The sequence below is a fragment of the Occultella aeris genome, from assembly GCF_902703175.1.
GTDB classification, from domain to species: domain Bacteria; phylum Actinomycetota; class Actinomycetes; order Actinomycetales; family Beutenbergiaceae; genus Occultella; species Occultella aeris.
This window is the reverse complement of record NZ_CACRYJ010000071.1, coordinates 167,226-185,109: the sequence shown is the minus strand read 5'-3', so window position 1 is coordinate 185,109 and position 17,884 is coordinate 167,226. Positions and strand designations below refer to the sequence as shown.

The window sequence follows — 17,884 nt, the reverse complement described above, 5'->3', positions numbered from 1 at the left end:
ACCGTGGCCGACGCCGATCTCGAGACCATCGACCTCGTCGCACGGATACCCGACTTCCTCCAGACACTCGCGCGTCTCGATTCCTCGGCCCCGAGCGCCATCGAACAGGCCCTCGCCGACTCCGGTCTGGACGGTGCCGCCGACTGGCCGAGGAACCGTGAAGTCCCGGAGACGCACCAGCACATCGATCTCGTTCGTCCGGGCGACGACGACCCGGAGGCCTTCCAGCGTAGGCTCCGCGCCGCGATCACACGCAAGGTCGGCAAGCCTTCCGGGACCGACAAGCGATGGGATGTCGGCGGCTGGGCGGTCACCATGTCCTGCCACGCCGGCTTGGTCTCGCTGGGCCTGCACGCCCAGTTCTCGATGTCGGACCTGCGCCGGGCCGCGTCCGCCTGGTTGGACGGTGCGGTGGTTGAGCAGTGGCTGGTCGAGCACGGGTTCGTCGACGCCGGCGCCCGGCCGGACGACCGCGGTCGCTGGCCGCGCGCGAAGCACAGCCTGACCAGGGCGTCCATCACGTCCCGCGAAACGGGGGAGACACGGGTGCACTTCTTCATGGAGGCCGGCATCCGGCCACCCGGTACCAAGTCGGCGAACGACGACGAACGGTTCCAGCAAACGCTGGAGTTCCTGGGTGACGTCACCGGTGCGCCACTTCGGGATGGCGCCTGGCGCCGGAACACCCGCTCCTTCTCGATCCGACGCATGAAGAGCTTCCACTCACGCTCGGTCGACTTCGGGGATGCCCCCGTGGGCCGGGTCCACGCACCGTTCGGGGGCAGCGCAGTGACGATCGATGCCACGCCCGAGCCCGAACCTCACGAAGCTGCGTCGCTGCTGCGCCAGCTCTCGGACCTGCGCGGACTGCCGTTCGAGGAAGCCCGGCGCCGGCTGATCGCCGAAGGTGCGGTCACGCAGGCGCCGGCCCGGGAGCTGCCCGGGACCGTGGCACTGCTGGACCCACATGGACGGGATATTGAGTTCGGCCTCGTCGACGGGCGCGTTGCCCGCTCGATCGCCCAGGTGGCGCCCGAGTCGAAGGATGCCAACGAGGCCATCTCGGCGGCGTTCACCGACGCGTTCGGGGAGCCGTCCGAGCGGTGGACCTGGGCGGTGGGAGCGACGGTCACCTCGTTCGCGAACCTGAAGGCGGGCGCGCCGGGCTTCGAGCGCTACCGGGCGCAGGTGGCTGAGCCGACGAGCGCTGGGGTGGCCGCGGCTCGCTCGTGGCTGCTTGCGGGTGAGGCACTCGGACAGCACGAGGTGCGCGACGACTGGCACGGCCGCTGCCTCGGCGCCGCCATCTCCGGCGAGGTGGTGCCCGCCGCTGTGACCGGCCAGCCGATCTGGCGCGTGGACGACCGGCTGTTGTGGCTGGAGGCGAACCGGCTCATCGGCGCGCAGCGGCCGGACTGGCCCAGTTGGGCGACCGCCCTGGCCGGAGGTGGGACGACGTCATCGATCTCCGGTGCGGACCTGGCCCGGTTCGCGCAACTCGTGTCCGGCTGGCGTGAGCCGAGCACCGCGGACGCCGCAGTCGCCGTCACAGAGCTCGGCTGGGCGACGGACGATCCCGACGCGCTCGCGTGGTCGAGCGGCGGCACGCTCACCGTGCGGTTGCGACGACCGGCGGAGGGCAGCATCTTCCTGGCACCGCGCGAGGTCGGGGGCCCACTCAGGGCGTGGACGCTCACAGTGGCGCGAAACTCGGACGCGGCCTCGACGACCGCGGTGCGCGATGACCTGGACCGGGCGCTGGCTCCGTATCGGGATACCGGGCGGCCGAAGGGCTGGCGGATCGGCGCGTTCCTGGTCGTCTGTGAGGAACACCGCCACCGGCATCTGCCTGCGTTGAGCCTGAGGGGGACCGTCTCCCTACCTCGATGAGTACAGGACCAGGGTCGACGGCGTCCGTCCGGTCTCGCTTCGTCGCTCAGTCGGTGCCGGTCCGGTCCGACACCACCGCGGACACCGCCAGCATCGTGGGGATGGTGGCGAACCAGCGCTCGTAGGCGCTCCATTGGTCGTCGGAGCGTGCGTGATGAGGCAGGGTGGGTGGTTCGACGAGCCGGCGAACCAGGAGGCCGTGCCGTGCGAGCACCTCGACATAGTCCTCGAGGGGTCGGTGGTAGTGCCGGTGGCCGCCGAACGACTTGACCCACCACTGTTCCGGCTCGAGGTATCCGGTGACTGTGCGCGACCACGGGGCAGGACTGTCACTGGGGGAGGGGGTCTGGTTGTAGAAGGCCGGGTGCAGGACGGAGAACACGAACCGCCCCCCGGGTCGCAGTGCCTTGGCAACGGCGGTGATGATGGGATCCAGGACCGGGAGATCCATCAGCACCATGTGGCAGACGACGGCGTCGTAGGCGTTCTCCTCGACCGGCACCTCGTCGGCGAGGTCACGGACCTCGAACCGGACGTCCGGGTGGTTGTGCCGGGCGGTCGCGATCAGGGCGGCGCTGCCGTCGACGCCGTCGACGCGCGCGCCGCCGGCGGTGAGCAGGCCGGCGAGCCACCCGTGCCCGCAGCCGAGGTCCCAGATCCGCTGACCCGTCGGGTCGCCGATCTCCTCCGCGAGGAACGGTTCGAGTCGGCGGTAGAAGGAGTCCGCGTCACCGCCCACCATTGCCGCGTACGAGGTGGCTACCGCGTCCCATCGGACCCGGTCGGCGTGGGCGTCGGCTGCCATCGGCACGAGGCTACTCCCTGGCCGGGCTCGCCAACACCGCCCGCGAATCCCCTCCGAAAGTAGGTAGCGAGGGCGCGGACGGCCTGCGCACGGTGGACGGGCAGGACCGGGTGGTCGCGCAGAAGCGGATCACCGGAAGACAATCGAGCACCGAGAGGAACGGACCATGCGGAAGACGACGCGCAGGGCATCAGTAGGAACGCTCGCCACGGTAGGTCTGGCGGCTGCGGCCGCCCTCACCACGGCAGCACCGGCGAGCGCGGCGGACTACTGCCTCGAAGTCGAGGCAGCCACGGCCTGTTTCGAGAGCGACGGGGACATCTTCGCGCTCTCCGACACCCAGGTCGACGGACTGACCCCGATCCTGCAGTGGGAGACCGAGTACGGACGCGCCGGCGAGTTCGTCTTCTCCGGTAGCAGTACGTGGGAGGTGCGCAACTACAACCTGGCGGAGCAGTACGACGTGTACTTCCGGATCGTACTGATCGATGGCAGCGGGGACGTCGTGGACGGCACGTCATGGCAGGGCGCACCGATCGGCGTCTGACCACATCGCGGCGGATCCGCCCGGGTGCCCCTCGGATGTCGAGAGTGCGACGCTGGCTCCGTCCCAGGTGTACCAGCGGCCACGAACAGAGCCGGCGGAGGATGCAGGAGAACCATCATGACGACGCAGCGGATCATGCAACCGAGCCAGATCACCGAGGTCCTGGAGCGCCCGATCAGTCAGGAACTGCTGTCCCGCGACCTGACCCGCCTGGCCTACGTCGCGAAGGACGGCACCCCCCGCAATGTGCCCATCGCGTTCACCTGGAACGGCGCCGAGATCGTCATCTGCACGACGAAGAACGCACCGAAGATCCCTGCCCTGCGCAACAATCCGGCAGTGGCCATGACGATCGATACCGAGGTGCACCCACCGAAGATCCTGCTCATCCGCGGGCTCGCCGAGCTGGACTTCGTCGACGGCATCCCGGACGAGTATCTGCGGGCGACCAGCACCTACGAGATGACCGCTGAGCAACGGGTCGAGTGGGAGGCGGAGGTGCGTTCGCTCTACCGCGACGGCATGGTGCGGATCGTCGTCACCCCGACCTGGGCGAAGCTGATCGACTTCGAGACGACGCTGCCGAGCGCCGTCGAGGAACTGGTCCGACAGCGGGCGGAGCGTCAAGCGGGGGATGGCTGACCTGTGCGGGAGAACGGTCGATGCAGGAGCTGTCGGGACGACTCGAAGCCCAGCCGCTCATACACCGGAACCGCCTTGCGACCGGAATGGACGGTCACACGAAGGGCTCCGAGTTGTGCTGCGTGCCCGCTAGCGGCGTGCACGAGCGCCGAGCCGATCCCTTGGCCGCGCTGCTCCGGCACGACGAAGACGCTCTGGATGTCCGCCGATAGCCGACTTGTCGCGCCAGGCCTCGGAGTGCGGGGGATCAGCGCGACCCAGGCCATCCCGACGATCTCCGGTCGGTCGAGTCGAGCAACGAAAGCCAGGTGCGTGTCCTGATGAACGGTCCACCAGGTCGCGAGGTCCGCCGTGAACTCGTCAGCCGACGACTCCGAGTATTCACCGTTGACGGTATCGAGCCACAGCAGCCGAGCCAACTCGCCGCTGTCGTCCGCAGTGCCTCGGCTGATCCTCACGAGAGGAGTGTGGCACGCAGTCGAGTCGCGATGGTCCTGAATGAGTCGGCACCCCGCGGGTTGACGGCTATGTTCGGTGTCATGGCGGTGTCAGATGGCCCTCAGGACACGACGAGTGCTCACCGGGCACATGGTGCGGACCCGAGCCAGCCGTGGCTCGAGCTCGCTCCGGACTACGAGCGGGCTCGAGCCAAGGAGGACTCGCTGGACCGGCTGGTCGAGTGGCCTGCGCAGCGAGACGTTCTGGGTGATGTCACAGGGCGCTCGGTGCTCGATGTCGGTTGCGGCAACGGGGGCAAGGTCGCCGAGCTGGTTCGAGACGGTGCCGGCGCCTCGGTCGGTGTCGATATCAGTGGCAACTTTCCCAGTGCCCAACCTCCTGGGCTGGAACTCCTCCAAGGCGATCTCTCCGAACTGGAGTCGGTGCCCGGGCTTGCCGGCCGCACGTTCGATCGGATCCTGTTCCTGCAGTCCTTCGGCTACGCCAAGGACCCCGTTCGCACCCTGCGGGCAGCGCGGGCGATGCTGGCCGACGACGGGTTCATCCTGCTGACCAGGACGCAGCCGATCCGATACGCCCTCGAACGGGCAGAAATGAACGGGACCTCAATGGGTGAGGAGTACTTCTCGACCGCCCCGTTCTCCTACGTCAGCGGCTGGAACGACGAGATCGCCCTGACCAAGCGGCCCTACACGATCTCCGATCTGATCAACGTGTTCAGTGCGGCAGGGCTGTGGATCGAGTCCGCGGCAGAGCCTCAACTGTCCGAGGTGCACCGACGCCGCTATCCGCACAAGCAGGCGTGGATGAACAAGTATCTCGGCATCGTGATCTTCAAACTCCGGCCGCATTCCAGCCCGTAACCGCACCCCGAGCACCCGCTCGCGGACTGGGGAATCGCAGTGAGGTGCCGATCGGTGGATCGGTGGGGGAGAGGGATCCGCAGGAGGGACCTTCGGCCATCGGACCGGCCGGGGCTCTCGCGGCCCGTTGATCGGCACCCTGATGATTGATGTCGGTGCCGCACCGATGGTGTACCGATGCACCTTTCGGGACCCTGCGTCGTAACCGTCACGGCCCTCGGGCAGAACTCAAGCGGGCTGGATCGTGCGACGCATGACCGTGTTCTTCAGCCCCTTGGAGCGGATGAACTCAAAGCCGGCCCGCTCGTACATCGTGCGTGTTCCGTTGTAGACGAACGAGTTGTTCATCCTCTTCTCACCGATCTCGTGTGGGTACCCCTCGACCACGCCGCCGCCCCGGGCTGCGATCAGAGCGAGCGCACCGGCCAGGGCCGCCTTGGCGTAGCCCTGCTTTCGGTAACGCTTGTCGACGAAGATGCAGGTGATGCGGTAGTCGGGAATGACATCGGCCTCGGCGAGGTACTGCTTGCGGTGATGGATGGTGGGCAGTTCATCCGGGGTGCCGTACTCCGCCCACGCAACCGCCTCGTCACCGACGATCACCAGCGCCGCATGGGCCTGTCCGTTCTCGACCAACCGCTTCTTCATCGTGCGGCTGCCCTCGTACCCAGGCTCCCGGTCGGCACAGTCGGGATGGAAGTAGGTGCACCAGCAGCCACCGAAGATCCCGTTGTGCCGCTCCACCAGGGCGGCGAACGCGTTCCAGGTATGAGCAGTCAACGGCTCGATCGTGTGCTCACCTGTCACCATGTCGGCATCGTAGGCAAGATTCCGGATGAATTATGTCCGCATCGCGCGCCGGATCGCACGGATCGCCGCAACCAACCCGGAGGTGGATCGCTGGACTGATCGCAGTCGGGTGCGTCACGATCGACCCATGTTGAGACTCGGAGCCGTCGTGATGAATGTGTCAGACGTCGACAGGGCGGGGGCATTCTGGTCAGCCGCGCTCGGCTACACCAGGCAGCCGCACAACGCGGCGTTCCTGGTGCCCGAGGGTGCAGCCGGCACTCGGCTTCATCTGGACGAGGATGACAGCACGCATCTCGATCTGTGGGCAGACGGGGAGGCCGACCAACGCGCTGAGGTTGAACGTTTGATCACGCTAGGCGCCCGGAGGGTTGACTGGGAGTATCCCGAGGACGCCGACTTCGTGGTCCTGGCCGATCCGGACGGCAACCTGTTCTGCGTGATCGCTTGAGCCACGATCCGCTGCACAGCCGGCGCCAAGGACGTTCGGCCGCCGTGGCCAGGGACGGCCCGATGATCGAAGCGTACGTCTCGGGGACATCGGTGGGGAAGTGCACGATGGACCGAGCAGGACGGCGTTATGACATAATGTACATTATCGGCGCGTAAGCAACGAGAGTCGCAGTAGATGCGACCACTCCCTTCTCTTGGCGTAGACAGCATTTCGGCAGGTCAGCATCATGTCGCCGCGGACGGGCGGGCGACGTCGTACGCCGCCACATCCGCTGGCATCAGCAGCGACGCATGAACCAGATGGAGGCGGTGCCGCACGGCACTTTCCTCCGATCGAAGCAGACCATCACCGTGGCGATCGAGTTCCTGAACTGGCTACACGACCACGGCACTGCACTCGGGGAGCTTCGGCAGGAGCATCTCGATGTCTGGCCGGCTGGCGGACGGGCCGGGCACCCGCAGGCTCGTCGACCGGTTCATCCCGTGGGCGATCAAGTCCCGGCTCGTCGACCGTGAGCTCAGCATCGCGCGGCATCGCCGCGGAACCAGCCCCAAACTGCCGAAGTCCGAGCAAGACGCAGCCGTTGACCGCGTCGTGCACACCGGCGAGCTCACCGTGCGCGACCGGGCTGCCGCCATCTTGGTCACCGTCTTCGGCCAGCAGATTGAAGACGTCATCCGGCTGACCTGGGACGACGTCGCTGGACTAGGGTTGTGCGGGTGAAGCTTGGAGGCGTGGGCGGCCGATGTATGACGCTAGTGATCGCGGCGTTGACAGGCGCGGTTCTCATGTCCGGCTGCGGGAGCTCCGTGGGGACGGTCTCGGAAGACACAGCCGCGTCGGAGTCAACTGCCAGCTCGAACGGTGATGGTGCTGAGGTAGCGCCGACCTGGACTGGTGACGGAGCCTTGGAGGGCACGGTCTCGTTCGCTGACGGGCCTGCGTTGGCCACGGCCACCGACGTGACCTTTCGCAACGACCTGGGCGAGGTGTGGGATTGGGAACTCGTAGGCGCCCCGGCCTCCACGACGACCGGCACATCACCTCCCACCACACTGGAGATGGTGAACTCCGGCAACGGCTGCCGCGTCCTCGATGAGCGGGCCCCCTACGAGGGCGAGAGCGCCGGCGACGAGAAGGCATCCACAGCTCTGGTCGAGGACCGCCTAGCCGGCGTAGAAATCGTCGCCGGGCCAGCGCAGGACCTGCTCGGCATCGGAGAGGGTCTGGGCGAGGACGGTCCGACCTACACCGTCGCACGGGCACTAGGCCAAGAAAGCAATGGCCAGTGGCTGCTTGTCACGGCCCGCGCATTCGTGGCGCTCGGTGTGCAGCAGGTCATCACGGTGAGCTGCCCGTCAGGCGAGGGCATCGACCTGACTCGTGGCCAGCTCGCCATGGTCTCGTACGCGTATCTGGACGGCCTCGAGCGGTACCCATAACCGGCCGGATCTGTTGCGCAGCACACTGACTACCAGGTCAGCATCGTCTGGGGAACGGGACTGGACCTCCGCTTCGAGGAGGACCGCGACCCTCGCAGGCGGACCCTCGGCTGGTTCGCCGAGCGAGAGGACTTGGGCGCTCTTCGAGCGGATCACGCCCCAATCGTGGGCTTTGTGCTCTGCGCATCGATGTCCGTCTGCGCCGGGAAACTCGATCAACCTCGACCCCCACACGATCGCCTCTGTCGGGGACGAGAACGGGCACCGTCCACGACGACACGATCGACTTCCACATCCCGCCGCAGTACTGAGCAGCCGTTCACCTTCCCGAGTCGCGTGAGGTGATCCTCTCTACGTTGCCGGTGGGGCACTGCTACTCCCGGCTCATCAACTCCCGTCCCTGCCAGTTAGCCAACGGTAGAAGAAGTAGGTCTTGCCGCTGCGGTCACGGCAAGTCGCGGACTGGTACGTGAGCGGTGACTGCATCTACTCCGCGAGCAGGAGACGGTTCAATTCCGCTACGCGGTGGAGAGTGATGCCCTCCTGTTGTTCCAATGCGAGAGGGTGATCGGACGATGGATCCAGTTCGATGAGCGGAACGACGCCCGGCGGGCGGGTGTGGACGTTGACCGCCAAGTTCATCGTCGGCGGGTCGAAGGGTGCCAGCCGGTTGTTGAGCCACCCGAACATCGGATCGAGATTGACTCGATTCGGGTCGTCCCAACGCTTCGCCGCGAGCTGCATGTTTCGTTCGCTCAGTGAGGCCCACACCGACCAGGCGAAGTCGCCGATGACGGCGTCAGTCACCGGGACCCGCAGTTCGCCGCGGATGAAGTAGAAGGTGCCTTCGTCCGTGGGTAGCACGCACACGTCGCGACTGATCTCGCCTCGTGCGCGGTCCTCGGGACTCGCTGCAGCCCACGAGTCGGGACCGCTGGGCCCAAAGACCATGTTCAGTCCGCTGTGTTGGGCACCACAGACGCTGCACATCCATTCGCGGTCTGCCGCAGAACTCCTCATGTGCCCATGATTCACGACGGTCCCGCCCATGCGCAGGACCGGCGCACCTGCGTCTGCTCCTGCCACGACCCCGCCGCACCGCTCCCCCGCCACGCCCGCCTGATCAACTCCCGTGCCTGCCAGACCCTTGGCGCGGCGGCCATGCGGGCCGGGCTCGACGAGGGTGCGATCGTCACCCATCCGGTCGTGGTGGGAGGCGAGCTCCGCCCCGCCGACCTGAGGCTCGAGGGGTTGCGTGGGTCATGCCGCGACCATCGATACTCTGCGCTGTGTGACCGCCGTAGACCTGATCGTGCTCCGGGAGGCGCTCGAAGCGTCGTGGAGTCGCCGCACGTCATACCGCGGCGTCTGGGACGAACGAATTCCCGCGCTCGGACAGTGCTATCCGACGGCGCGCGTCGTCCAGCACTTCTTGCCTGCCGCCGACATCGTCAAGGGGACGGTATGGACCGGCGTCGGCCACGAGGTCCACTTCTGGAACGAACTCCGGGTTGGGTGTGACCTGATGGCGGTCGACCTCACCTGGCAGCAGTTTCCGCCCGGATCCGTGGTGGCGTCTCGGCAGACGCTGGACCGGCACGAGCTGGGCGACACGCCGCAGACCATCGCCAGATGCGACCGACTGCTGGCAGCTGTCAACGTCCGCCTGAACCGAATCGCCTGACCCGACGGTGCCGGGTCCAGGCGGGGAGAGATCCCCGCACGCTGGCGCTCACCGGTCACGGCGTGCCGACGCGATCCGCCTACCATGACGTCCATGGTCGACGTCGAGGTACTGGGGCCAGCCTCGTGGAACACTCTGATTCACCTGGACGAACTCCCCGAACCCCGATCTCAGACGGTGTTCGCACGGACGACCTTCGAGACGCTCGGCGGCACGTCCGCCGGCAAGGCCCTGCACCTGGCCGAGCTGGGTCGCTCGTCGCATCTGACCACGCTGGTCGGGTCGGACGCTGCGGGACGATCGGTGGCCGACGCGCTGTCCCGGGCCGGGATCGACCACGACGCGATCACGGTCGCGGGGGCGAGTGAGCGCCACGCGAACCTGCTGACCGAGCGCGGCGAGCGGGTCTCGATCTACCTGTCGGTCCCGGACTCTGACCTGGACCCCGAGGTGGTCGCCTCTCGTCTGGTCGCGCGGGTTCGCGACGCGCGAGCGGTGGTGGTCGACCTGGCCGGATGGACACGCGAACTCGTCACGCTCACCGGAGCCCGACGCGACCTCGTCTGGACCGACCTGCACGACTACGACGGGCAGGCACTGTTCCATCGGCCGTTCATCGAGAGTGCCTCACACGTGTTCATGAACGCCGACGGTCTGGACGCACCGGGCGACTTCATGCACGAGCTGGTCGACGGCGGAGCGAGCGTCGTCGTCTGCACGCTCGGTGCCGAGGGTGCCCGTGCCGTGGACGCTGAGCATCGCGAGTGGCGGGCGCCGGCGGCGCCGGTCGAGCGGATCGTCGACACGAACGGCGCCGGCGACGCCTTTCTGGCCGGGTTCCTCGACGCGACGCTCGCCGGTGCCGATGTGGGTACGTCGCTGTCGGCGGGTGCCGGGCAAGCGGCACACGCACTGACTTCATGGCACCTCAGTCCCCTGCTCGACGACGTCTGCGACGATCCGGTGGCCGAGCGGACTCCATGACTCCCAAGGCGGCCACACGGCGCCGTCCGGGTGTCACCCCTTCCGCACGCGATAGCGCAGGTGCAACACGCGGTTGCCCTGGATCACGGCGTGTGGGTCGTCAAGCAGGTGCTGGCCGTCGACCGGCCCGAAGTAGCGCTTCCCTGAGCCGAACACGACGGGGACGACGTCCATCGCCACCTCATCGACGAGACCTGCTGCCAGCGCCTGACCGCCGACGTCGCCGGCGCAGAGAGCGACCACGCCGGTACCGGCACGCCGGCTGGCGTCCGCGACGGCGTCAGGGACGTTCTCGAAGAAGGGGACGTCGGCCTCGGGATGCCAGCCAGCCGGTTTCGGCCGGTGGGAGACGACCACGAGGTGCTCCCCCGCTGGTGCCTTGGCCTCCCAACCATTCGTCAGGTCGAACAGGTGCCTGCCCATGATCGTCGCCCCGATCGAGTCCCACATCGGTCGCGTGTAGTCGTAGGACGCCTGCGAGAGGCTCATCCCCATATGGTCCAGCGGACGGTCGCCGTTGAAGTACCAGTCGAAGAGCGGTCCGACGCCGTCGTCGTCATCTGCGATGAACCCGTCGAGGGACACCACTGCGTGCATGAGTACGGTTGCCATGCCTGGATAGACCGGACCAGCGACCCGAACTCACCGGAGCGTTCGACAGGCGCGAAGGACAGCCGCGCCTACGACGTGTGCGCGGCACTCACCGCTCAGCAGAGAGTCGAAGGGCACCCTGGGTGAGGACATCACGCGCCCAAGTCACCACGCATTGGGCCACCTGCACCGGCGTCAATCCGTCCGTCTCGACCACATGGGCCGGCCAGCGGGGGTCGTCGGAGCGCCAGTCCTGCCACCGCTCCCATCTCATCGGCACGGGGCTGTCGACGCGGATGACCTCCGGGTGGAACGTCGGGTCCACGGCGTGTCCGTGGAACCACTCACCGAATGCGACGTGGTGTTCCAGGCTGTCTTCGGGCTCGCGGCGCTCCAGCAGTCGGGCTCGGCGTACCTCGGGTGAACAGTGCAGCACGCACGCAGCGATGCCATCGAGCCGATCTGCCGACGGCGCGGCCAGAAGCTCGCCGATCGGAACCTGACCGCACAGCAGGACGTGGCTGCCTTCATCCTGGGCAGCCAGGGCTCGCTTGACCCACTGCTCGATCACGGCGTGTCGCCACGCGGTGTCGGCGTCCGGAGGCACACCCACAGAGTCGAACTCGACGCAGACGATCGGCTGTGCCCAATTCATCGCAGTCAGGTGCGCCAGCGTGGTCGATTTTCCTGCGCCGCTGGCGCCCGTCAGTGACAGCAACATCAGATCTCGTGCCCGTCGGCGCAGTGGAACCGCTTCATCAACACAGGGTAGGTCGCGTGTAAACGGGAAATGGGTGGCCGAGCTCCTCAAGAGCTGGAGTCCCCCGGTCGAACATCCGTTCTTCAGACCGACGCGTTACTCCCCTACCCGTGATTCGAGCGATATCAGGTCGCCGTGGACGTCGGCCGGAACCCGGTGCCTTGATACAGCGCGCGCCCGCCGCGTGCGTCTCGGACGAGACCTTCACCCGCTCGGCTCCTCTGGCGGTGAGGCGGTCGATCCCCGCGCACAGCATCGCCCGGGCGAGGCCTCGGCGCTGGTAGCCGTCCTCGACCTGCACGGGTTCGACCAGTCCCACCTTCGTGTCCGCGTCGAACCAGAACAGCGCGTACCCCGCGGTCCGTCCCTCGGCATTCTCTATGGCCAGGTCCAGGGCCTGGTCGTAGAGGGAACACTGCTCCAGGCATCGTGCGATGTCCTCGCCGCTCCGGCGCCGCACCGGGTGCGCCGTGTCCGGGCGCTGCGTGCGGTCAACGAGCGTGAAGCCCGCAGCGGGTGCCCTGACCCGGTCGCTCGGCCAACCCCCGAGAGACACGATCGTCATCACTCAGGGGTACCTCGAACCGGTTCCCGGAGCACTCCGCCGCGTGTTCCAGGGCGAACGGTTTCTCGACATCGTCGGAGCGTCGTGGACTGCGCCACCACCGCTGCACGTCCGTGGCCTCCCAGAGGCCCGCCGTCGGATCGGCCCGTCGGGCACGCTGTAGGAGCAGGGTTGCCAGTTCCTGAGCCCTTGCCCGGCGGCGTGGAGCTCTGTGACAGACATGTCCGCCTCCTCGTTGGCCGACTCCGTCCTGAGAATGTACCGGTGTGTACGGCGCAGGACTCGTGGATATCGTCGCCCGCCACGCCTGCCACGATCCGCGACGTCGGTCTGCCACGATGGTGAGGTGACCGAGACGACACCCGAGGTCGACGTGCGCCCAGCTCGCGATCACGAACTCGGCCAGGTGGCCTCCTTACGGTGGCACTGGGTCCACGACCAGCCCTACGGCGGCGCGAACCTGCCGAACCACGACGACTACGTCACCGCTGCCGCCGCCTGGGCTCGCACCCACGGTGACTCGCACGTCGCGTTCGTCGCTCGGTCGTCCGGGAGTGCGATCGGCATGGCCTGGCTGGCACTTCTCGAGCGAGTCCCGGCGCCGGACCGGATGCAGCGCCTCAACGGCGACCTACAGTCCTGCTACGTGCTGCGGGAGTTCCGCGGACGTGGCGTCGGGAGCCGGCTCGTCGCGGCGGTCCTGCAGGAGGCCCGCCGCCGAGGGTGTGAACATGTGACCGTCCACGCATCGCCACTGTCGGTGCCGATGTATGAACGCGCGGGTTTCGAGCACAATCCCGAACTGTTGTGGAGTGTCACCGACGGACCGTGAGCCGGCCGGAGTGAGCCGGTCGACTCCCCCGCCGCGTCAACCAGCGGCCACCGTCTCCGGCTTCACGGCGACGATCTGCACGAGGTTGCCGCAGGTGTCGTCGAAGACCGCCACGCCGGCGGTTCCGATGTCCGTGGGCGGCTGCGTGAACACGACCCCACGCTCGGTCAGCCGGGCGTGCTCGGCGTCGACGTCATCGACGGCGAACTGCACGAGCGGGATCCCGTCCTCGACGAGCGCGGCCCGGTATGCGCGAGCAGCGGGGTGGTCCGACGGCTCCAGGAGCAGTTCGGGACCGTCGGGTACCTCCGGCGAGGCGACGGTCAACCAGAAGTTGTCCCCGAGCGGGATGTCGTGACGCTTGGTGAAGCCGAGTACGCCGGTGTAGAAGTCGAGGGCGGCCCGCTGGTCGTCGACGAAGATGCTGGTCAGTTCGATCCTCATGGTTCGGTCCTTTGTCCGGTCGGCCACCGCCGAGCGATCTCGGCGAGTGGCTCTGGGGTGAAGTAGTGGTACTTGGAACGCCCGAGTCGCTCGGTCCTGATCAGCCCGGCTTCCTCGAGGACTCCGAGATGCTGCGAGATCGCCTGGCGCGTCAGGCTGACGTCGTACCGCGCCGCCAGGATCGAGCAGATCTCGAAGAGCGTCTGCCCGTCCCGCGTCGCCAACTGGTCCAGGACGAGACGCCTCGTCTCATCGTCGAGGGCGCGGAACACATCGGCCATGTGAACACTATAGGCAAGTGGGCGCTTGCGTATCAAGTCCCGACCCCGTGCACCCGCTCATGTCGGCGTGGGCGACCTGCGGACCTGCTCGAGCTCGGCGTCCCAACCGAACCCCGGCGTGAGCCCTGGATCGGTCAACGGCCGGAAGGGCAACCGGAACAGCACCCGGAATCCTCCTCTCCCGCGCTGACCACGTGCTCCCATCGGTCCGGCGTCTCCAGCGGCGCAGTGAGCCGGTAGTAGTGCCGGATCCGTGATGGCGCCGCCTCGTCGTGCCAGCGCTGGGAGCTGAGGTACTGCGCGGGTCCAGGAACGCGCAGGCCGGTCTCCTCGAAGAGCTCCCGGGTCGCCGTGTCCGCCGGATCCTCGCCCGGGTCAACCCCACCCGCCGGCACCTGGACGCCCGCCGTGGGGTAGGACTCGGTGTGCTCCAGGACGAGCACCTTCTCGCGCCAGTTGTGCCGCCGCGCCAAGTCCCGCGCGCGCTCGAAGGACAGGGCTTCGGAGACTCGGGCCTACATCGGAGCACCGTAGCCATTGTCAGTTTGCCGGGCCAGGCCGATCCCCGCGCTCCGGCTTCCCGAGCGTCGTCATGACCTCGATGCGGTTGTCGAACCCGTCGCGGCAGTGGAACCTCTCGTAGCCGCTGAACGTGGTCCGCTCCGCCCAGGAGACCTCGAAGCCGGCCTCGGCCACGCGCTCCCCCAGCGCCCGGAGCTCAGCGGGGTTCTCCACCATGAGCGCCGGGTGCGCCTTCTTGGCCGGCGCGAACGGGTCGTCGACCCCGAGATGGAGCTCCGCCGTCACCAACCCGTCTGTGAAGGCTCGGAACCAGCACCCACCGCGCCCGGCCAGCGCGGCGGGCTTGGCCACCTCGGTCAGGCCGAGGGCGTCGGCGTAGAACCGTCGCGCGAGGTCCTCCTGGCCCACCGGCATCGAGATCTGGACGTGGTGCAGTCGCATCTGGGTCCTCCCGGATAGATATCTCGAGATCAAGATACCGTGCTGGGGTCCGCCTACGAGACCAGCTTCCCCGCACCGACGTAGTCGGCGAGATGCTCGGCCGTCAGCGTGGAGCGCTGTGCCACGAGCTCGGCCGGCGTGCCCTCGAAGACGATCGCACCGCCGTCGTGCCCCGCTCCTGGACCGAGGTCGATGATCCAGTCGGCGTGCGCCATGACGGCTTGGTGGTGCTCGATCACGATCACGGACTTGCCCGAATCCACGAGTCGGTCGAGCAGCGAGAGGAGCTGCTCGACGTCCGCCAGGTGCAGGCCGCTGGTCGGCTCGTCGAGGATATAGACCTCGCCCTTGTCCCCCATCTGTGCGGCCAGCTTGAGGCGTTGCCGCTCGCCGCCGGACAGCGTCGTGAGCGGCTGTCCGAGGCTCACGTAGCCGAGGCCGACGTCGTCGAGGCGGACCAGGATCTTGTGCGCGGCCGGGATCCGCGACTCGCCCTCGGCGAAGAACACCTTCGCCTCCGCCACAGGCATCGCGAGCACCTCGCTGATGTCGCGGCCGCCGAGGTGGTACTCCAACACGGCGGCCTGGAACCGTTTGCCTTCGCACTCCACGCAGGTCGTGGCGACGCCCGCCATGATCCCGAGGTCCTGGTAGACCACCCCGGCGCCCTTGCACGCCGGGCAGGCGCCCTCGGAGTTCGCGCTGAACAGCGCGGGCTTGACACCGTTGGCCTTCGCGAACGCCTTCCGGATCGGTTCGAGCAGCCCGGTATAGGTGGCCGGATTGCTGCGCCGGGACCCGCGGATCGCGGTCTGGTCGATGGTCACCACGCCTTCGCGTCCGGCGACGGAGCCGCCGATCAGGGAACTCTTGCCCGAACCTGCGACCCCGGTCAGGACGGCGAGCACCCCGAGCGGGATGTCGACGTTGACGTTGCGGAGGTTGTTCGTGTTCGCTGCGCGAACCTCCAGAGCGCCCGACGGCGTCCGTACCGAGTCCTTGAGCCTCGCCCTGTCGTCGAGGTGCTTGCCGGTGATGGTGTCGGCGGCGCGCAGTCCCTCGACCGTGCCCTCGAACATCACCTCTCCCCCGGCCGTGCCCGCGCGTGGCCCGAGGTCGACGACGTGGTCGGCTATCCCGATGACCTCGGGCTTGTGCTCCACGACCAGGACCGTGTTGCCCTTGTCCCGTAGCTGGAGGAGCAGCCGGTTCATGCGCTGGATGTCGTGCGGGTGCAGGCCGACGCTGGGCTCGTCGAAGACGTAGGTGATGTCGGTGAGCGAGGAGCCGAGGTGGCGGATCATCTTGGTGCGCTGTGCCTCGCCACCGGAGAGAGTGCCGGAGGGCCGGGCGAGGCTGAGGTAGCCCAGTCCGATGTCGACGAACGAGTCGAGGGTGTCCCCGAGGGAGTCCAGCAGCGGGCCGACCGATGGCTCGTCGAGCTCGCGCACCCACTCGGCGAGGTCACTGATCTGCATGTCGCATGCGTCCGCGATGCTGATGCCGTTGACCTTCGACGAGCGCGCCCCTTCGTTGAGCCGCGTGCCAGCGCACTCCGGGCAGGTCGCGAACGTCACGGCCCGCTCCACGAACGCGCGGATGTGCGGCTGCATCGAGTCGACGTCCTTGGCGAGGAACGACTTCTGGATCTGCGGAATCAGGCCGAGGTAGGTGAGGTTGATGCCCTCGACCTTGAGCTTGGTGGCGGGCTTGTACAGCAGCGCGTCCAGTTCCTTCTTCGTGTACTTCCCGATCGGCTTGTCCATGTCGAACCAGCCGGAGCCGCGGAAGATGCGGCCGTACCAGCCGTCCATGGAGTAACCGGGGATCGTCAGGGCACCCTCGTTCAGGGACTTCGTCTCGTCATACAGCGCGGAACGGTCGAAGTCGGTCACAGCGCCACGACCCTCGCACCTCGGGCACATCCCGCCGACGACGGCGAAATCCCGTCGCTCCTTGACGGTCTCGCCGCCCCGCTCGTACGTCACGGCACCGGCGCCGCTGATGGAGGCGACGTTGAAGGAGAAGGCCTGCGGCGATCCGATGTGTGGCCGACCGAGCCGGCTGAACACGATGCGCAGCATCGCGTTCGCGTCGGTGATCGTGCCGACCGTGGACCGCGGGTTGGCGCCGATCCGTTCCTGGTCCACCAGGATCGCGGTCGTCAGCCCTTCGAGCAGGTCCACGTCCGGCCGGGCCATGGCGGGCATGAAGCCCTGGACGAACGCGCTGTAGGTCTCGTTGATGAGCCGCTGGGACTCCGCCGCGATGGTGGCGAAGACCAGCGAGCTCTTACCGGAGCCGGAGACCCCGGTGAACACCGTCAGCCGTCTCTTCGGGAGATCGACGCTGATGTCCTTGAGATTGTTCTCCCGGGCACCGTGCACGCGGATCAGGTCGTGGCTGTCGGCTGCGTGCGCGGCGGTGTTCATCGGTGTCTCCAACGGTGTCTACTTGCTCTCGAAGATGCGGATCATGTTGCCGGACGGGTCCCGGAACGCGGCGTCCCGTACCCCCCAGGGCTGCTCGGTCGGCTCCTGGACGACCTCGCCGGCCGTGCCGGCCTGGACCTTCTCGAACGCCTCGTCGAGGTTGGAGGTCGCGAGGTTGATCCCGGCGTAGGTGCCCTTGGCCATCATCTCTGCGATGACCTTGCGTTCGTCCTCGGTGATGCCCGGGTCGGCCGCCGGTGGGGTCAGCACGATCGAGGTATCGGGCTGTCCGGGAGGGCCGACGGTGAGCCAGTGCAGGCCCTGGTACTCGACGTCGTTGCGAACCTCGAAGCCGAGTGTGTCCCGATAGAACGCCAGTGCGGCGTCCGGATCGGTCTGCGGAAGATATGCCTGGTGAATGGTGATGTCCATGCGC

Annotated in this window: 23 protein-coding genes; 10 read left to right on the top strand and 13 right to left on the bottom strand. The window is 67.6% G+C overall.

Going from position 1 to position 17,884, the window contains the following annotated elements; genetic code table 11:
* The first annotated feature begins 3 nt into the window (after window positions 1–3).
* A complete protein-coding gene (locus HALOF300_RS26520; RefSeq protein ID WP_156743864.1) occupies window positions 4–1,890 on the top strand; it encodes a hypothetical protein in 1,887 nt (628 codons plus the stop codon).
* A gap of 46 nt (window positions 1,891–1,936) precedes the next feature.
* On the opposite strand, the gene HALOF300_RS26515 is transcribed toward HALOF300_RS26520, so the two are convergent.
* Entirely contained in the window at window positions 1,937–2,695 is a 759-nt protein-coding gene (locus HALOF300_RS26515; protein WP_156743863.1) for a class I SAM-dependent methyltransferase, read from the bottom strand.
* 166 nt (window positions 2,696–2,861) lie between these two features.
* Here HALOF300_RS26515 and HALOF300_RS26510 point away from each other — a divergent pair, with 166 nt between their 5' ends.
* Together HALOF300_RS26510 and HALOF300_RS26505 are read left to right on the top strand one after the other, a co-directional pair.
* Window positions 2,862–3,242 carry a hypothetical protein gene (locus HALOF300_RS26510; protein WP_156743862.1) on the top strand — a complete coding sequence of 127 codons (381 nt, stop codon included), beginning with the start codon at window positions 2,862–2,864 and terminating at the stop codon, window positions 3,240–3,242.
* Between the two features lie 117 nt (window positions 3,243–3,359).
* Window positions 3,360–3,884: a pyridoxamine 5'-phosphate oxidase family protein gene (locus tag HALOF300_RS26505; protein WP_231955799.1), complete on the top strand. Its 525-nt coding sequence runs from the start codon at window positions 3,360–3,362 to the stop codon at window positions 3,882–3,884.
* On the opposite strand, the gene HALOF300_RS27815 is transcribed toward HALOF300_RS26505, so the two are convergent.
* Window positions 3,866–4,342 (bottom strand): GNAT family N-acetyltransferase, encoded by a 477-nt coding sequence (locus tag HALOF300_RS27815; RefSeq protein ID WP_197522861.1) that lies wholly within the window; start codon window positions 4,340–4,342, stop codon window positions 3,866–3,868. The two genes, HALOF300_RS26505 and HALOF300_RS27815, sit on opposite strands and share 19 nt — an antisense overlap.
* An 81-nt stretch (window positions 4,343–4,423) precedes the next feature.
* Here HALOF300_RS27815 and HALOF300_RS26495 point away from each other — a divergent pair, with 81 nt between their 5' ends.
* A complete protein-coding gene (locus HALOF300_RS26495; RefSeq protein ID WP_156743861.1) occupies window positions 4,424–5,206 on the top strand; it encodes a class I SAM-dependent methyltransferase in 783 nt (260 codons plus the stop codon).
* A 228-nt stretch (window positions 5,207–5,434) separates the two neighbouring features.
* On the opposite strand, the gene HALOF300_RS26490 is transcribed toward HALOF300_RS26495, so the two are convergent.
* Window positions 5,435–6,016: a GNAT family N-acetyltransferase gene (locus HALOF300_RS26490; RefSeq protein ID WP_156743860.1), complete on the bottom strand. Its 582-nt coding sequence runs from the start codon at window positions 6,014–6,016 to the stop codon at window positions 5,435–5,437.
* A gap of 25 nt (window positions 6,017–6,041) precedes the next feature.
* Here HALOF300_RS26490 and HALOF300_RS26485 point away from each other — a divergent pair, with 25 nt between their 5' ends.
* The 3 genes from HALOF300_RS26485 to HALOF300_RS26475 all read left to right on the top strand — a co-directional run bounded on the left by HALOF300_RS26485 (window position 6,042) and on the right by HALOF300_RS26475 (window position 7,912).
* Window positions 6,042–6,467 (top strand): VOC family protein, encoded by a 426-nt coding sequence (locus HALOF300_RS26485; RefSeq protein ID WP_331716264.1) that lies wholly within the window; start codon window positions 6,042–6,044, stop codon window positions 6,465–6,467.
* A 426-nt stretch (window positions 6,468–6,893) separates the two neighbouring features.
* Entirely contained in the window at window positions 6,894–7,193 is a 300-nt protein-coding gene (locus HALOF300_RS27145; RefSeq protein WP_197522860.1) for a hypothetical protein, read from the top strand.
* A gap of 341 nt (window positions 7,194–7,534) precedes the next feature.
* A complete protein-coding gene (locus HALOF300_RS26475) occupies window positions 7,535–7,912 on the top strand; it encodes a hypothetical protein (RefSeq protein ID WP_156743859.1) in 378 nt (125 codons plus the stop codon).
* 486 nt (window positions 7,913–8,398) lie between these two features.
* Here HALOF300_RS26475 and HALOF300_RS26470 read toward each other — a convergent pair whose 3' ends face one another.
* The gene (locus HALOF300_RS26470) at window positions 8,399–9,112 is read right to left on the bottom strand and encodes a DUF2199 domain-containing protein (RefSeq protein ID WP_156743858.1); all 714 of its coding nucleotides are present in this window, start codon (window positions 9,110–9,112) and stop codon (window positions 8,399–8,401) included.
* 91 nt (window positions 9,113–9,203) lie between these two features.
* Here HALOF300_RS26470 and HALOF300_RS26465 point away from each other — a divergent pair, with 91 nt between their 5' ends.
* Window positions 9,204–9,596 carry a YunG family protein gene (locus HALOF300_RS26465; protein ID WP_231955798.1) on the top strand — a complete coding sequence of 131 codons (393 nt, stop codon included), beginning with the start codon at window positions 9,204–9,206 and terminating at the stop codon, window positions 9,594–9,596.
* A gap of 93 nt (window positions 9,597–9,689) precedes the next feature.
* Window positions 9,690–10,580 (top strand): carbohydrate kinase family protein, encoded by an 891-nt coding sequence (locus HALOF300_RS26460; RefSeq protein WP_231955797.1) that lies wholly within the window; start codon window positions 9,690–9,692, stop codon window positions 10,578–10,580.
* 33 nt (window positions 10,581–10,613) lie between these two features.
* On the opposite strand, the gene HALOF300_RS26455 is transcribed toward HALOF300_RS26460, so the two are convergent.
* The 3 genes from HALOF300_RS26455 to HALOF300_RS26445 form a co-directional block, all read right to left on the bottom strand.
* Entirely contained in the window at window positions 10,614–11,192 is a 579-nt protein-coding gene (locus tag HALOF300_RS26455) for a dihydrofolate reductase family protein (protein ID WP_156743856.1), read from the bottom strand.
* Between the two features lie 88 nt (window positions 11,193–11,280).
* The gene (locus HALOF300_RS26450; RefSeq protein ID WP_231955796.1) at window positions 11,281–11,892 is read right to left on the bottom strand and encodes a hypothetical protein; all 612 of its coding nucleotides are present in this window, start codon (window positions 11,890–11,892) and stop codon (window positions 11,281–11,283) included.
* A 37-nt stretch (window positions 11,893–11,929) separates the two neighbouring features.
* Entirely contained in the window at window positions 11,930–12,496 is a 567-nt protein-coding gene (locus HALOF300_RS26445) for a GNAT family N-acetyltransferase (protein ID WP_156743854.1), read from the bottom strand.
* 346 nt (window positions 12,497–12,842) lie between these two features.
* Between HALOF300_RS26445 and HALOF300_RS26440 the strand changes: the two genes are divergently transcribed.
* Entirely contained in the window at window positions 12,843–13,328 is a 486-nt protein-coding gene (locus tag HALOF300_RS26440) for a GNAT family N-acetyltransferase (protein WP_197522859.1), read from the top strand.
* A 36-nt stretch (window positions 13,329–13,364) separates the two neighbouring features.
* Here the strand turns inward: HALOF300_RS26440 and HALOF300_RS26435 are convergent, their stop codons facing one another.
* The 6 genes from HALOF300_RS26435 to HALOF300_RS26410 all read right to left on the bottom strand — a co-directional run bounded on the left by HALOF300_RS26435 (window position 13,365) and on the right by HALOF300_RS26410 (window position 17,880).
* Complete coding sequence (locus tag HALOF300_RS26435) at window positions 13,365–13,772, bottom strand: VOC family protein (protein WP_156743852.1); 408 nt, start codon at window positions 13,770–13,772, stop codon at window positions 13,365–13,367.
* Window positions 13,769–14,053 (bottom strand): ArsR/SmtB family transcription factor, encoded by a 285-nt coding sequence (locus tag HALOF300_RS26430; RefSeq protein ID WP_197522858.1) that lies wholly within the window; start codon window positions 14,051–14,053, stop codon window positions 13,769–13,771. The genes HALOF300_RS26435 and HALOF300_RS26430 overlap by 4 nt, the downstream gene beginning before the upstream one ends.
* A gap of 134 nt (window positions 14,054–14,187) precedes the next feature.
* A complete protein-coding gene (locus HALOF300_RS26425) occupies window positions 14,188–14,526 on the bottom strand; it encodes an NUDIX domain-containing protein (RefSeq protein ID WP_231955795.1) in 339 nt (112 codons plus the stop codon).
* A 67-nt stretch (window positions 14,527–14,593) separates the two neighbouring features.
* The gene (locus HALOF300_RS26420; RefSeq protein WP_156743850.1) at window positions 14,594–15,016 is read right to left on the bottom strand and encodes a VOC family protein; all 423 of its coding nucleotides are present in this window, start codon (window positions 15,014–15,016) and stop codon (window positions 14,594–14,596) included.
* A gap of 53 nt (window positions 15,017–15,069) precedes the next feature.
* Entirely contained in the window at window positions 15,070–17,448 is a 2,379-nt protein-coding gene (locus HALOF300_RS26415) for an ATP-binding cassette domain-containing protein (RefSeq protein ID WP_156743849.1), read from the bottom strand.
* 18 nt (window positions 17,449–17,466) lie between these two features.
* On the bottom strand, window positions 17,467–17,880 hold the full coding sequence (locus tag HALOF300_RS26410; protein WP_156743848.1) for a VOC family protein: 414 nt from the start codon (window positions 17,878–17,880) through the stop codon (window positions 17,467–17,469).
* Window positions 17,881–17,884 lie beyond the last annotated feature (4 nt).